This is a genomic window from Vibrio galatheae, from assembly GCF_000967545.1.
GTDB lineage: Bacteria > Pseudomonadota > Gammaproteobacteria > Enterobacterales > Vibrionaceae > Vibrio > Vibrio galatheae.
This window is the reverse complement of the sequence record NZ_JXXV01000007.1, coordinates 153753-167698: the sequence shown is the minus strand read 5'-3', so window position 1 is coordinate 167698 and position 13946 is coordinate 153753. Positions and strand designations below refer to the sequence as shown.

General features: G+C 45.7%; 15 protein-coding genes. 11 read left to right on the top strand and 4 right to left on the bottom strand.

The features are described from left to right. Window positions 1-55 precede the first annotated feature (55 nt). Together TW81_RS03505 and TW81_RS03500 are read right to left on the bottom strand one after the other, a co-directional pair. Window positions 56-1222: a D-alanyl-D-alanine carboxypeptidase family protein gene (locus tag TW81_RS03505; RefSeq protein ID WP_045954347.1), complete on the bottom strand. Its 1167-nt coding sequence runs from the start codon at window positions 1220-1222 to the stop codon at window positions 56-58. Window positions 1223-1407: 185 nt separating this feature from the next. Next, entirely contained in the window at window positions 1408-1764 is a 357-nt protein-coding gene (locus TW81_RS03500; RefSeq protein ID WP_045954346.1) for a hypothetical protein, read from the bottom strand. Window positions 1765-2234: 470 nt separating this feature from the next. Here TW81_RS03500 and TW81_RS03495 point away from each other — a divergent pair, with 470 nt between their 5' ends. Next, on the top strand, window positions 2235-3398 hold the full coding sequence (locus tag TW81_RS03495) for a threonine/serine exporter family protein (protein ID WP_045954345.1): 1164 nt from the start codon (window positions 2235-2237) through the stop codon (window positions 3396-3398). Between the two features lie 35 nt (window positions 3399-3433). Here the strand turns inward: TW81_RS03495 and TW81_RS03490 are convergent, their stop codons facing one another. Next, window positions 3434-3646: an alternative ribosome-rescue factor A gene (locus tag TW81_RS03490; protein WP_045954344.1), complete on the bottom strand. Its 213-nt coding sequence runs from the start codon at window positions 3644-3646 to the stop codon at window positions 3434-3436. 354 nt (window positions 3647-4000) lie between these two features. Here TW81_RS03490 and TW81_RS03485 point away from each other — a divergent pair, with 354 nt between their 5' ends. From TW81_RS03485 to TW81_RS03475, 3 genes are all read left to right on the top strand, one after another. Then, a complete protein-coding gene (locus TW81_RS03485) occupies window positions 4001-4210 on the top strand; it encodes a cold-shock protein (protein ID WP_004745419.1) in 210 nt (69 codons plus the stop codon). Between the two features lie 85 nt (window positions 4211-4295). Next, window positions 4296-4835, top strand: coding sequence for a YaeQ family protein (locus tag TW81_RS03480; protein ID WP_045954343.1), 540 nt, complete (start codon window positions 4296-4298; stop codon window positions 4833-4835). Next, entirely contained in the window at window positions 4828-5373 is a 546-nt protein-coding gene (locus TW81_RS03475) for a hypothetical protein (RefSeq protein WP_045954342.1), read from the top strand. The genes TW81_RS03480 and TW81_RS03475 overlap by 8 nt, the downstream gene beginning before the upstream one ends. Window positions 5374-5436: 63 nt before the next feature. Here the strand turns inward: TW81_RS03475 and hmpA are convergent, their stop codons facing one another. Then, the gene (gene hmpA, locus TW81_RS03470; RefSeq protein WP_045954341.1) at window positions 5437-6612 is read right to left on the bottom strand and encodes an NO-inducible flavohemoprotein; all 1176 of its coding nucleotides are present in this window, start codon (window positions 6610-6612) and stop codon (window positions 5437-5439) included. Between the two features lie 243 nt (window positions 6613-6855). On the opposite strand from hmpA, the gene norR reads away from it, so the two are divergent. The 7 genes from norR to TW81_RS03435 all read left to right on the top strand — a co-directional run bounded on the left by norR (window position 6856) and on the right by TW81_RS03435 (window position 13895). Beyond that, on the top strand, window positions 6856-8442 hold the full coding sequence (gene norR, locus TW81_RS03465; RefSeq protein ID WP_045954340.1) for a nitric oxide reductase transcriptional regulator NorR: 1587 nt from the start codon (window positions 6856-6858) through the stop codon (window positions 8440-8442). A gap of 87 nt (window positions 8443-8529) precedes the next feature. Next, the gene (locus TW81_RS03460; RefSeq protein WP_045954339.1) at window positions 8530-8889 is read left to right on the top strand and encodes a glutaredoxin family protein; all 360 of its coding nucleotides are present in this window, start codon (window positions 8530-8532) and stop codon (window positions 8887-8889) included. Between the two features lie 16 nt (window positions 8890-8905). Next, window positions 8906-9517 (top strand): HAD family hydrolase, encoded by a 612-nt coding sequence (locus TW81_RS03455; protein ID WP_045954338.1) that lies wholly within the window; start codon window positions 8906-8908, stop codon window positions 9515-9517. Between the two features lie 235 nt (window positions 9518-9752). After that, window positions 9753-11090, top strand: coding sequence for an MATE family efflux transporter (locus tag TW81_RS03450; RefSeq protein WP_045954337.1), 1338 nt, complete (start codon window positions 9753-9755; stop codon window positions 11088-11090). 202 nt (window positions 11091-11292) lie between these two features. Beyond that, a complete protein-coding gene (locus TW81_RS03445; protein ID WP_045954336.1) occupies window positions 11293-12207 on the top strand; it encodes a DMT family transporter in 915 nt (304 codons plus the stop codon). 109 nt (window positions 12208-12316) lie between these two features. Then, a complete protein-coding gene (locus tag TW81_RS03440; protein WP_420835053.1) occupies window positions 12317-13255 on the top strand; it encodes a DMT family transporter in 939 nt (312 codons plus the stop codon). Window positions 13256-13295: 40 nt separating this feature from the next. Next, window positions 13296-13895: a glutaredoxin domain-containing protein gene (locus tag TW81_RS03435; RefSeq protein ID WP_045954335.1), complete on the top strand. Its 600-nt coding sequence runs from the start codon at window positions 13296-13298 to the stop codon at window positions 13893-13895. Window positions 13896-13946 lie beyond the last annotated feature (51 nt).

The window sequence follows — 13946 nt, the reverse complement described above, 5'->3', positions numbered from 1 at the left end:
TTGAGTGACATACGATAAGAGGATGCCAGCGGCATCCTCTTTTTTATCTTCGACCTTAAAACCAACTTAGAACGAAGCGCTTAATCCAATCGAAAAGCTTCTTAAACAGACTACCTTCTTCGACCTCTTGTTGAGCAATCAAGGTCGCGCTGGCCACTTCTTCACCATCGACACTGTAAATAACTTGGCCTACCGCATCACCTTGGCGAATAGGGGCGGTCAGTTCTCCTGCGTACTCGATTTCCGCAGTGAGTTTGCTGGCGTCGCCCTTAGGCAGGGTAATCAGCACTTGTTTAGCAACACCTACCGCAACCGAATCCTGCTGCCCCATCCAAACCTTGGCTTGTGCTAAGGTGTCTGTCGTTTTAGTCGGTGACACAGTGTCGTAAAATCTAAAACCGTAGCTTAATAGCTGCTTGCTCTCTGATTCACGGCTTTTGGTACTACTTGATCCCATCACAACGGAAATTAAACGCATGTCACCGCTGGTTGCCGATGTCGCCAAACTATACCCCGCCCCGCTGGTGTAACCTGTTTTCATACCATCAACATTTAAGCTGCGATCCCTCAACAGACCGTTTCTGTTGTACTGAGTGATCCCATTGTAGGTATAGGCGGTTTCACTATATAAAGGGTAAATATCGGGTAAATCGCGAATAATGGCTTGGCTTAATAACGCAATATCATAAGGCGTTGAATACAGGTCATCACTATCGAGCCCATGCGGGTTAGTGTAATTGGTATTCTCAAGCTCAAGCTTGTTTGCCCAACTATTCATCAAACTAACAAATGCCCCTTCACTACCCGCCACATGTTCCGCTATAGCGACACTGGCATCGTTACCTGACTGAACAATAAGACCTCGATACAGGTCAATCAATGACACATCGGTGCCTACCTCGATAAACATTTTGGAAGAGTCGGGAAAGTTTTTCGCCCACGCATTACGGCTAATACGGACTTGGTCATCTAAAGAGACGTTACCACTTTTTACTTCTTGCCCAGCCACATAAGCGGTCATTAACTTAGTTAGACTTGCTGGATTGAGTTTCTTATCGGCATTTTTTTCCACCAGCACCGTACCTGTGTGGTAATCAATCAACACATAACCCTTAGCGCCTAATGCTGGAGGATCGGGAACAATGGTCGGTGCCGCTAGTGCCGCAAATGAAACAGGGATGGATGAAAGGAGCACTGATGTCTTTAGAAAACGCGTGATCATGATAAACGACGTCTCACTTTGTTGGGTTAGCTATCGACATCAGTATAGACAACCCTGCTATAGAATCAGTAACTTTGAAATCAATCGTTACTATTGAGACGGATTTGACGCAATTCTTACCTAAGCCTCAAATTTAGATAGAAAAAAACCAGTGCGTTGGCACTGGCTTGTTGGATCAACTTTGTTTACACCGCGGCAAGTGATTGCTGCTTCGCCATTTTGCGTTCTCTGTGCGCAAACCAGACATAGGTTGCCACAATAGAGAAGAATAAGTAAGACAGCGCGAATACCAGCGGCGAACTGATCAAGTCTTGAGACATGCCCCAACTGACGCCAGCTACCGTAATAGTGATTTTTGAAAACAAGCCACAAATCAGTAGCAATAAAGCGAGCTGCGGGAAGCGACTGCTACGAAACGCAAACCAATAGCAGCTACCAACCGCCATAGTTGAGACGTAAAGACCAAGCAAAAATGAATGGAAATGTTCGGCGGACGCCACACCCGCGGAAATAGAAATCATAAAGAGAATAAATAGTTTCATTGTTTGCCTCGCTTTTAAAACTCGAAAAAGCTTCCTTTCATTTTTGAAATCTCATTTTGCGCATATTTTCACCCATCCAGAACAAAATTCAAGCGCTATTTTCAGCTAGTTGTTGTAGCAAGCGTTCAAATAATAACCATGTAAATAATTTGTTAATGCCTTATTTTAAAAGACTTCGTCGAGACCCTTGCTGCAGCGAAAAATAGAAAACCACCACTTTCCAAGGTTACATATAAATAACAATTGTCACACTTTAAAATATTTTGCAATTCGTGATAAAAATCGCTGATTTGCACAACTTATTGACCAAAAATTGCACTCAAAATCTTAGATTTCAAAAAACGGCAGATGAGGATGAATTATGAGGGCTGATTTTATGTGACCTTAACCACTATTCACTCATTTGTAACTCGTCTCAAATAAGGGGCTCTGATACCTTTGCGCCACACTTTTTTACCTGCTCATTTACCATGCCTTCCGAGTACCGAATTAACAAGATTGTTGAGATTGGCGATACCCTTCATCGCAGTGGTTGCGCGCCATACAAACTGGAAAAATACACCCAGTTTTATGCACGTAAACACAATGTGGATGTTATGATTCAAGCGACGCCAACCACAGTCAATTATCAGTTTCCTGATGACAACAATGCGGTTGTGATGAAGCGCCTTCAGCCAGCTTCGATCAACCTGAGCTTGCTGGCTAATACCATCATTCGTATCAACCAGCCGAGCAGTGAACCCGTTCCTGAGCCAATTGGCTATCCTAAATGGGTGATTGCCTTGGCCAATATGGGCATCCCGCCAGCCTACCTCATGCTGGTTGGTAGTACTATGGATGCGATATTTATCTCGGTGTTCTTAGGTTTCATAGTCTGGTGCACTCAACAAGTATGCCGTGCACGTCGTGCTATTGCCGCTGAGTTTATTGCCGCGCTCCTAACCGGAATATTGGTCGCCCTGTTCGCCAGTACCGACGCTGCTGTCCCCGTATGGGCGCTATGTATCGCTGCGATAGTACTGTTTGTTCCCGGTCTTTCCATTGCCAACTCATTGGAGTGTCTTGCGTTTAACGATTTGGTATCAGGCACCAGCTTGCTCGGTCAAAGTGCACTCACCTTGATAAAGCTATTCGTTGGTATTGTTATGGGGCTCAATATCGGTGAAGCAATATGGGGACAGGCGGAAGCATCGAAGTACATTAACGAAGTTCCGATTTGGCTGCATATCTTTGGCCTGTTTCTAATTTCGATCTCGCTAGGAATCATTTTTAACGCTCGACCGATGGATGTTTTACTCGGTCTACCCGTTGCTGCTCTAGGAATGTGGGGGCCGTTTTATCTTGGTTTTGAGAGTGGCTGGGTGGTGGGTACCTGGGTTACCACGGTATTGATTACCTTATATGGAACTTGGCTGGCGAAGAAAATGGATCTCACTGGCTCAATCTACATAGTGCAGGGAATCATCATACTGGTTCCAGGGAGCCGAGTGTTAGTTAGTGCCAGCCAGTCAGTATTTGAGCAGTCAATTTTACCAATTCCAAGTATTGGGCTTTCAGCTCTGTTTATGTTCTCGGCGATTGTTGCAGGCCAAATTACTGCCTATTCCATCTATTCACCTAAAATAGAAAGATAACGTCAATAGAAAGAGCCCTATTCAAACTTCGCTGACTAAGCGGCTTTTGAATAGGGCTCTTTCCCTTTGTGCTTGATGTTACGTTGGAAACTGCCTTTGCCTTTTTTCGCTTTTTCTACCCTTGCTTTATACAACTTACTCGTGACCATCGCCTTGAGTGCGTTGTCTCGCACCTGACCTCGCCCTAACTCGACATCATTGCTGAGAATGACCTCATCGACATCGATATTCGATTTTCGTTTCGCCATACGGCCTCCATAATAAATGATTAAATTTTAACCAGCACATACTTAGATAGCACAAATCACTGGTCAAACGAATGTTACACTATTTATACGCTAATCAGTATTATTTTCGAAACCATACCTAGCGCAAATTTCTAGTGAAAACACCATATTAAGCGCGACATCATACCTCATTTTTATTGACTTAGTTGCACTTCGCTTTAGACTGGATCGCAGCTAGAAAACGGTTCTTTGTTTAATTTCGCCGTTTCGTTGGATTACATGTATATCTGCCGCAACGTCGTACGCTATAGCAATCTCCTTTTCCACGCTATCGGTGCCGTATGGCTTTTGAAAGATTTATCAAGGATATACATTATGTCTAACACTGTTACTGGTACAGTTAAATGGTTCAACGAAACTAAAGGTTTCGGCTTCATCCAACAAGAAAACGGTCCAGACGTTTTTGCACACTTCTCTGCAATCACTGGCGACGGTTTCCGTACTCTAGTTGAAGGTCAAAAAGTTGAGTTCGTTGTATCTCAAGGTCAAAAAGGCCCACAAGCTGAACAAATTAAAGTACTTTAATTTTTAAGCTTTAAAGAATTACAATGGCCAGCATCGCGCTGGCTATTTTTTTGCGTAGCGCTTTTTGCATAAATAAGTAAGGCACATGGCACTTAAACCAACTATCTATAAATTCCGAATTTCTCTTTCCGATACCAACCGCGACCTATACGACTCGACTCAGCTTACCGTTGCCCAGCACCCTTCAGAAACGGTGCCGAGAATGATGGCGCGTGTTCTCGCTTTCTGTGTTAAGTGGCAACCGGATCTCGCGCTCACCAAAGGCTTGTCGACCACTGAAGAGCCAGATCTTTGGGTGAAGTCTCTCGATGACCAAATTCAGCTATGGGTCGATCTTGGGGAACCGTCGTTAGATCGAATCAAGAAAGCATGTCGTCTGGCGAAAAAAGTGGATGTGTTCTCGTTTAATAGCAAGTCTGACGTTTGGTGGGAACAAAGTAAAAACAAAGCCCACCAATATAATGCCAACATCTATCGCTTCGACTGGAACAGCCTAGAAGCTCTTTCTGAAGTGGTGGAACGCAGCATGGATTTATCGGTCATGATCACGGGTGAAAGCCTGTTTGTCGATTCAGATAAAGGCTCATTCGAAATAGCACTTACCACGTTGCAGTCGAATGACTGAGTTAGAGCAGCAGCTTTCTACCATCGGGGCGAATACGTTGCCGACAGTAGAGTCAAACAGCAAAGCTTGGGCGCTATTTTGCCAACAACATTCGCCGTTATTTGAACGCGCCCTGATAAATAAGCCTGAGAGCCCAGTCACCCATCACTTGCTGGGGATTTTGACCAAAGCACATATACAAGCCACTAGCGAGTTGCAATCTAACCTCACTTCAATCCAAGAGATGTATCGGACTTTTAGCGACTACCTCGGTAGTGAGCATGCTGACAAGTTTACCCAACAAGGGTTAGAGCAGTTGGCGCTAAGTACACACCTTTGGCTTTACCTGCAAGGGTATCTAAAGCTCGACTTTAGCCTCGCCAATGACCATGCTCTTAACTCTGCCGAGCTTATTTCAGCCATCACCCAACAAGATGTACAAATGCTCAGAACACAGTTTTTAGCGAGCTACTACACCGCCACTGAGCGGTCGCCTGTGGAAACAAACCAAGCGTCAAAACTCATGATTTGGCTAAAAAAGCGATTTGCTCAAAGCTAGCTTTTTACAGCAAGTTCGAAGCGTAAAATGGCCCATAAATTGGGCCATATGTATAGATGGAGTTTATAGATAGGTATGCGGGCCAAATACCTCATAATGAATCCGATCGCGACCTACATCCAACGCTTCGAGCTGACGCACCACCAACTCCATGAAACCAACCGGGCCACACAAATAGAAATCGGCACTGTCGAGTGGTAACTCCTTGGCAACTAAATTAAGGTCAAGCTGCCCCGAAAAGTCTGCGCTCGTTTCATTGAGATACCAAGTGAAACGCTTCCAGTTTTGTTGTTGGGTGAGCTGCTCGGTTTCAGCCTTAAACGTGTGTTGCTTGTGACCATTACACGCATAAAGCACGCTAACCTCTTTTTTACCCTGTGAAGCCAGAGTTTGCATCATAGATTGGATAGGAGTTGCACCTACACCTGCTGAGATCAAAACAACGGGTTGTTGTTTCTCTTGGTAATAGAAATCCCCTGCTGGCGGATAAAGGCTGACAACATCGCCCTCTTTTACGTCATCGTGCAAGAAACTAGACACTAAACCTTTGTGTTCTCCAGCTTCGCGCTTAACCGAGATACGGTAATCACTGCCGTTTGGTTTTTGCGACAACGAATATTGACGAATCTCATTATACTCGCCTTGACTCGGCTTAAGCTCAATACCAATATACTGACCCGGTTGGTAATCAAGCACCTTTGCGCCATCTTCAGGTTTCAGCACAAAACTGGTGACAAACTCCGACTCTGGTTGCTTAGAAGCAACAACAAATCGGCGGGCATTCTTCCAGCCACCGACGGCCTGTTTACGTTGTAAGTAAAGCTCACCTTCGCGATCAATAAATACCTGAGCCAAAAATAAGTATGCCTCCGTCCACGCCTCTTCCACTTCTGGAGTAAAGGCCTCTGTCGCGAGTTCGCGCAGCGTTTCAATAAGATGATGACCCACAATTTGATAGTGATCAGGCTGAATATTGAAGCTGGTGTGTTTATGGGCAATACGCTCCACCGCCGATGTCAGCGCATCGAGGTTTTCAATATTCTTCGCATATGCCGCAACAGCCTCAAACAGTGCTACGCTTTGACGGCCAGTTTTCTGGTGAGTCATATTGAAGATATCTTTTAACTCGGGGTTGTAGCTAAACATTCGATGGTAAAAGTGCTCTGTTAACGCTGGACCTGCAGATTCAAGCAGTGGAATTGTGCTTTTAACGACTTCAATATGTTGGTTGTTAAGCATTCGGACTTTCTCCTCAGTTGTTATAATAAATTTTTTATATCCCCTAAGAGCATTTAACGTGCCAACTTAGCACCAGCCTAAATCATTAGTTTTCTTAGCCTTTTCATTCACACCTATGTCATTAAGACCTATAAAAAACATGTCATTTTGACACTGATGGGTTGCATTCAAACATTGGCTATGATTAATTGGGCAGCATACCCATACGTCTAGGCCCAGCCCAACACTGCTGGTGGAAATTTTATGCAAGACATCTCTGTTTCTACGCTGATTGATATGACAATCGGACTCGCACGCGGTGACAATGATCAAGACAGATTTAGCAATCTCCTTGACGCTATCCGCAAATCGATTCAATGCGACTGTGTCGCTCTGCTGTCACTGCAAGGTGAAACATTGGTGCCACTGGCAATGCAGGGGTTGACTAGAGATACGTTTGGTCGTCGTTTTAAGATAGACGAACATCCAAGATTTGCCCGAATTTGCGCGTCTAAAACGGCTGTAAGATTTGATGCCGACTGCAATCTACCCGATCCGTTCGACAATCTGTTGCTTGACTACGATGGCGATCTGCCGATGCACTCTTGCATGGGTTTACCCTTGTTTTATGCCGACAAACTACTGGGCGTACTCACGCTCGATAGCTTAACACCCGGAGCGTTTGATCAATTTCCGTCTCGCAGCTTAGATGCTCTGTCAGCCATTGCTGCATCAAGCCTTAAAGTTGCGTTAACCGTGAGTCAGCTAGAGCAGCAAGCAAAACAAACTCAGCAGCGCTTTGAAGAACTTAACGAAGATGCATGGGATCGAGATGGTGGCGAGATCATCGGTGACAGCCCTATCATGCAAGCGCTTAAAGCCGATATTGACGTGGTCGCGCCATCCAATTTTAATATCTTAATCCATGGCGAAACCGGAGTGGGCAAAGAGTTGGTTGCGCGCAGCCTACATCACCTTTCACCACGTAAAAAGCAACCTTTGGTTTATGTAAACTGCGCGGCAATTCCAGAAAATCTGGTTGAGAGTGAACTGTTTGGTCACGTTAAAGGGGCATTCACTGGCGCGGATAAAAACCGCATGGGTAAGTTCGCCCTTGCCGATGGTGGGACGCTGTTTCTCGACGAAATTGGCGAACTGCCACTTGCCGCGCAAAGTAAAATTCTACGCGCACTACAAAACAATGAGATCCAACCTGTCGGACAGGATAAAGTCGAAACCATTGATGTCCGAGTACTCGCGGCGACCAATCGAGATCTAAAACAGGAAGTCACACAAGGCCGTTTCCGCTCTGATCTTTTTCACAGACTAAGTGTCTACCCTATCACCGTTCCTGCGCTTCGCGAGAGAAATGGCGATATTGTCCTGCTCGCAGGTTACTTCTTAGAACAAGCAAGGCGTAAACTTGGGATCGTACAAATCAAATTGGGCAAGGATGCACAACTTGTCTTGTCACGTTATAACTGGCCGGGAAATGTCCGCGAACTAGAACACGTGATAAACCGAGCTGCGCTCAAAGCTCGCGCTCGAAATCACAGTAGCAAATTAATCATCGTCTCGGTCGAAGATATCGGTGATTTGCACTCAGTCGTAACCGATTTTGAATCACCCAAGCGTTGCGCAACTAACGAAAGTGAGGTCGATATTGCGCTCGGCCTGCGTGAGGCGACTGAAGCATATCAACGCCAAATGATTGTGGAGGCGTTGACGGCCGCCGAATTTAACTGGGCTAAATCCGCGCGAATGTTAAAAACTGACCGTGCAAACCTGACCCGTCTTGCCAAGCGGCTCGGTATAGAAGTGACGAAGCAACATCAAGTCAAGGTTGGTTAAGTTTTATGATTCAAGATTGATCACATCTCAGTTACAATGCGTAACCGAAATGTCATCTCTAAATAGAATTATACACATAGGATTGTTATGAAGTTTATCCGCTGGTTTTTAGGTCGAGTTATCCTACTGCTCAACTTTGTATTTTCACCTAAGGGCGTTAAACGCTCTGACGAAGCGCAACAACAAGTTGATGCAAAAGCGCAATCACATGCTCTTTATCAATTTGAAGCATGCCCTTTTTGCGTCAAGGTTCGTCGCGCAATGAAGCGTCAGTCGGTCAAGTTTGATCTGCGTGACGCAAAGAACGATCAAACGCATCGCGCTGAATTGGAAGCGGGTGGTGGTCGAGTCAAGGTACCTTGCCTAAGAATTGAAAAAGATGGCGCTGTACAATGGATGTATGAGTCATCCGATATTGTTGCGTACTTGGAGAAAGAGTTCGCCTAACCGTCAAGGAGAGTCTATGTCACACGTACCATTGAATATTCGTGAGATCAAAGCGGTTGTATTTGACCTCGACAATACACTGGTTAGCTCTGATATGGACTTTCGTTGGCTGAGAGAGCAAATCGGTTGCCCACTCGATCAAGATTTGCTCTCTTACGTCGACCAGCTAGAGTGTCACGACCAAACTCAACAAGCGAATGAGCTGATCCTACAACATGAACTCGACGATGCGAGCGCTTCACATCCGATGCCCGGTTGCCTCTCTCTGATTGACTTCATCCATTCCAATCAATTGCTTACGGCCATTATTACCCGTAATTGCGCCCAAGCGGCTGAACAAAAAATTGCTCACAACCAACTGCGCATTTCACGTATCATAACTAGAGAACATTTTCCGCCTAAACCTGCACCAGATTCTTTACTTTCATTGGCCGATGAGTGGAATTTAGCCCCCCACCAAATCCTCTATGTCGGTGATTTCTTGTATGATTTACAAGCCGCTTTCAACGCTGATATGCCTTCTTGTCTGGTGACACATGGTAAACCGAGCAATTTCGCCCCCTTTGCCTCGCTGGTGGTTGAACATTTGCATGATTTGGAGCACACATTATCTCAGCGTCACTTATAGCCTCAAATGAGAAAAATTAAACTCGCCATTCAAGCAGACCAAAATGATAATCACGAACGCGGCTGGACACCGCCACCAAAAGGTTATGCCGACGAATTCAAACAAGAGTGAGTATTTTTGCCACTCAAGACTTGAATTATCGACGCGCAGCAACGATGTATCTGTAACACGAATAATTAACCGAGGTCATTTACCTCGGTTTATATTGCAAACTTTACTCAACCTAAGTTGGCTTATGACTGCAACGAATCAAGACAAAACCCCTTCACTAGGGCAACAACTGTTCAAGATGACTTGGCCTATGCTGTTTGGCGTTCTTTCACTGATGAGCTTTCAGCTTGTTGACAGTGCATTTATTGGTCAACTAGGCATTCTTCCTCTTGCGGCTCAAGGATTTACGCTGCCTATTCAAATGGTCATTATCGGCATTCAAGTCGGTTTGGGCATTGCGACGACAGCGGTAATTGCCAAAGCAATTGGCGCCAACCAAGCACGCTATGCGAAACAACTCGGCGGTCTGGTCATTACTATAGGCAGTATTGGCGTGGCGCTATTCGCTGCGTTAATTTACCTATTACGTAAACCCATTCTGGCGCTACTCAGCGCACCGGACAGCGTGTTGCCGATTATAGACAGTTACTGGATATTTTGGGCAGTCAGCGCTTGGGTAGGCGCTGTGTTGTACTTCTTTTACAGTCTATGTCGAGCCAACGGCAATACAATGCTCCCCGGCACCATGATGATGGTCACCAGTCTGCTTAACCTGATTCTCGACCCCATTTTTATTTTTACGTTGGACATGGGCATCAATGGCGCAGCGATGGCAACAATTCTCGCATTTGGTATTGGGGTCTTGATCGTCGCACCTAGAGTGGCGAATAAACAGTGGATGAGCTTTGATTGGAGCGATTTAAACGTCACCAAAAGCGTACAATCCATAGGCCACATTATGGGGCCTGCGATGATCAGTCAGTTACTCCCTCCTATCTCTTCAATGTTAGCGACCAAGCTCCTTGCCAGTTATGGTACTGCCGCTGTCGCTGCATGGGCGCTCGGCTCGCGCTTCGAATTTTTTGCGATTGTGTCGGTACTCGCACTGACAATGTCCATGCCGCCTATGGTAGGAAAATTGTTGGGAGGAAACAATTTAGCGGACATTCGTAAACTGGTTGTCATCGCGACTAAATTCGTCCTTGGCTTTCAAGTGCTTATCGCTGCTATTACGTTTTTTAGCTCTAGCCTACTCTCTGACTTGATGACCAGTGAGGCAGAGGTTGAAGCGATACTCAACTACCACCTGATGGTTGTCCCCCTCAGTCTCGGGCCGTTAGGAGTGTGTATGTTGATGGTGTCGATATCCAACGCTTTAGGTAAGTCATATACCGCATTGACCATCTCAGCACTGCGCCTGTTTGCTTTTTTCTTACCTTGCTTGTGGCTCGGTGCGCAGTTGGGAGGTATTCAAGGTCTATTCTGGGGTGCGTTCGGTGGCAATATTTTAGCGGGCATTAGCGCTTGGAGCATGTATCAGAAAGCGCTCGGTCAGATCGAGACTAAATTGCAATCAGCATGATTTGACGTTTGCAATCTCACTCATATATCGATAGTCTAAAATTTCATCACATAGGAACCATTATGAAATTTGCATTTACCTACCTTTGGCTGCTTCTCATCAATATCTGTAGCCGGTAGGTATTCGCCTGTCTGGCTACGAGAAAAGTAGCCAGAACCTCACCTTTCTCGTAGCCCCCCCTCTTAGTAAGGATACGAGAAATATGACTGAAGACACTCAAGCCTCGCCGACGAACGCTTCTTCCATCACTCAAGTTGGTATATTGCTGGCCTTGGCAGGCTGTATTTTATTTTCTGTCAAACCCGTCCTGATTAAAATCGCCTATCAATATGGTGGTGATGCGACATCGATCATGACGCTACGCGCCTTCAGCTCTCTGCCACTCTACCTATTAATGCTACTTTACTTATGCAGACACAGAGAAAACCGCAGTAAGGTCAAAAAATTTGGCCTTAAAGCCGCCACTATCGGGGTGATGGGCTATTACTTAGCGAGCTTTCTCGACATTGCGTCATTGGCATTTATTACCGCTCAACTAGAACGACTTCTGATTTTCCTGTTTCCAACATTTGTCGTGCTGATCAGTTGGGTGCTATACGGGCAAAAACCTACCCGAAGTGTCTTAGTCTCCGCGCTCATTGGTTATCTGGGTATCAGTTTTATAGTCGTCCACGACGTCAATACATTCGGCCAATCCGTCTTTGTCGGTAGCTTGCTTGCCGTCAGCTCTGCGCTGGTCTTCGCTTTTTACTTAGTGTGGAGCAAACCGCTGATAGGCCAATTAGGCAGCTCACTTTTCACCAGCATTGGTATGGGGAGCGCCGGGCTAGCAATTTTAGTTCATCTATCACTTAGCGAAAGCGACATTTCAACTTGGAGCCAGCAACTGGTCACTACGGGAATTGTGCTGGGTATTTTTTGTACCGTATTGCCGTCTTATTTGGTCGCCGCTGCGATGGCGAGGCTAACGCCTACGACGCTTAGCCTCACCAGTAACATTGGCCCGGCGATCACCGCCGGTGTAGCTGTGATCGTGCTTGATGAAGTCTTTACTGCTTGGCATGCCATTGGTCTTATCTTGGTGGTGCTTTCTGTATATACCTTGAACAGAAAATAGCCACATAGGTTTAATGCTGGCCGATCTGATTGATATATCGCCTGAATCATTCTAAATGTTTGTGCAACAAGCTCAAATTCCTAAGATGACCTGAGCTAGAGAAGATCGTATGATTCAGCCTATTAATTTTTCAGACACTTATATTATGACCCGCCAAAAACATTTCCCGTTGCAAGGTGCCAGTTGGATGCTAAGCGCAGGGCTCGCTTTTGCCATTGTGAACAGCCTAGCTCAAGTCGCAAGTATCAAATATGGTCTTTCTTCAACTACCGTTGCCTTAGTGCAATATGGTATCGCTCTTGTTGTCATTCTGCCCTATTTGAAAACGTTGGGGATTCGTCAATCCTTACGCACGCAACATCTTGGTATGCACGTGCTGCGTGTATTTCTCGCTGTGATTGGCATCCAACTTTGGTTATGGGCGTTGGCATATCCGGTGCCTATTTGGCAGGGCATTGCGCTGCTAATGACTTCGCCACTTTTCGCCACTGTGGGATCGGGTCTGTTTTTGAAAGAGCAAGTCAGTCCTGCTCGATGGGGCGCTACCGTCACTGGTTTTATTGGCGCAATGATCATTCTAGAGCCTTGGGCCGACAATTTTAGTTGGGCGACGTTGCTTCCGGTCGGCGCCGCATTTTTTTGGGCATGCTATGCCTTAATGGTCAAAAAACTCTCTTCTCAAGATTCACCTTCAACCATGGTGGTGTATCTTTTAATTTTGATTACCCCATTTAACCTATTGCTAGCTCTACCAGAATGGCAAATTCCTACTGGTGGTTCACTGTGGCTTATTCTTATCGCAGCTGGTGTTATGACGGCTTTGGCTCAATGGGCTATCGTTAAAGCCTATTCGGTGGCTGATGCGTCTTTTGTTCAGCCTTTCGATCACGCCAAGCTACCGCTTAACGTTCTTGCTGGTTGGATGGTTTTTGGCTGGGTTCCGCCTGGAAGACTATGGCTTGGCGCTGCCATCATTATCGCGTCTGTGGCTTTTATTACTCAGTGGGAAAACAAAAAAAGCCAGCGATTGAAAGAAATAGCTCACTGACTCGTTCTACTCATTCATAGCTTTGAACGGAGAGCGCTTTATGACACAAGCCATCAAATTAACACTTTATCGTTGGGCAGGTAGCTGGGGACCTTTTAAGGTCAACATCCCTTGTGGAGAATGCACGCTGACAAAAGACATTCTCAAAGACACCTTTGAAAATGAACTCGCAGGCGTTCCAGTCGAGCTAGAAGTTAAAGACTGGCTCTCGCATTGGTGGGAACCACTTAAAGCCGGAGCGTGGCACGCGCCGATTCTTTTGGTCGAAGGTAAAGTGGTCAGTCAGGGAGAGGCTCTCAATCGCGGTGTTTTGGTTCAATCTGTCATTCAAGAATGGACCAAGCGAGATACATTAAAAGGCAACCTTGTTTATGGCAAAGCGACCTGTCCTTACTGCGTAAAAGCGAAAAAGTTACTCGACGATGCAGGCATTGAGTACCACTATTATGACGTGGTAAAAGACAGCGCTGCCTTGTATCGTATGATTCCAGAAGTTAAAGCGATAATTGGTGAAAAAACACCAGTTACGGTTCCACAAATCTGGCTAGATGGCCATTACATTGGTGGCGCGGACAATTTGTCTGCTTGGATTGAAGAAAAAGGCCTAAGTTCGGTGCCAAACAATGTCGTTTCCCTGTAACTAAAACAACAAAGCCCCGCAACAATTGAGGGGCTTTATAACAATGAGTCA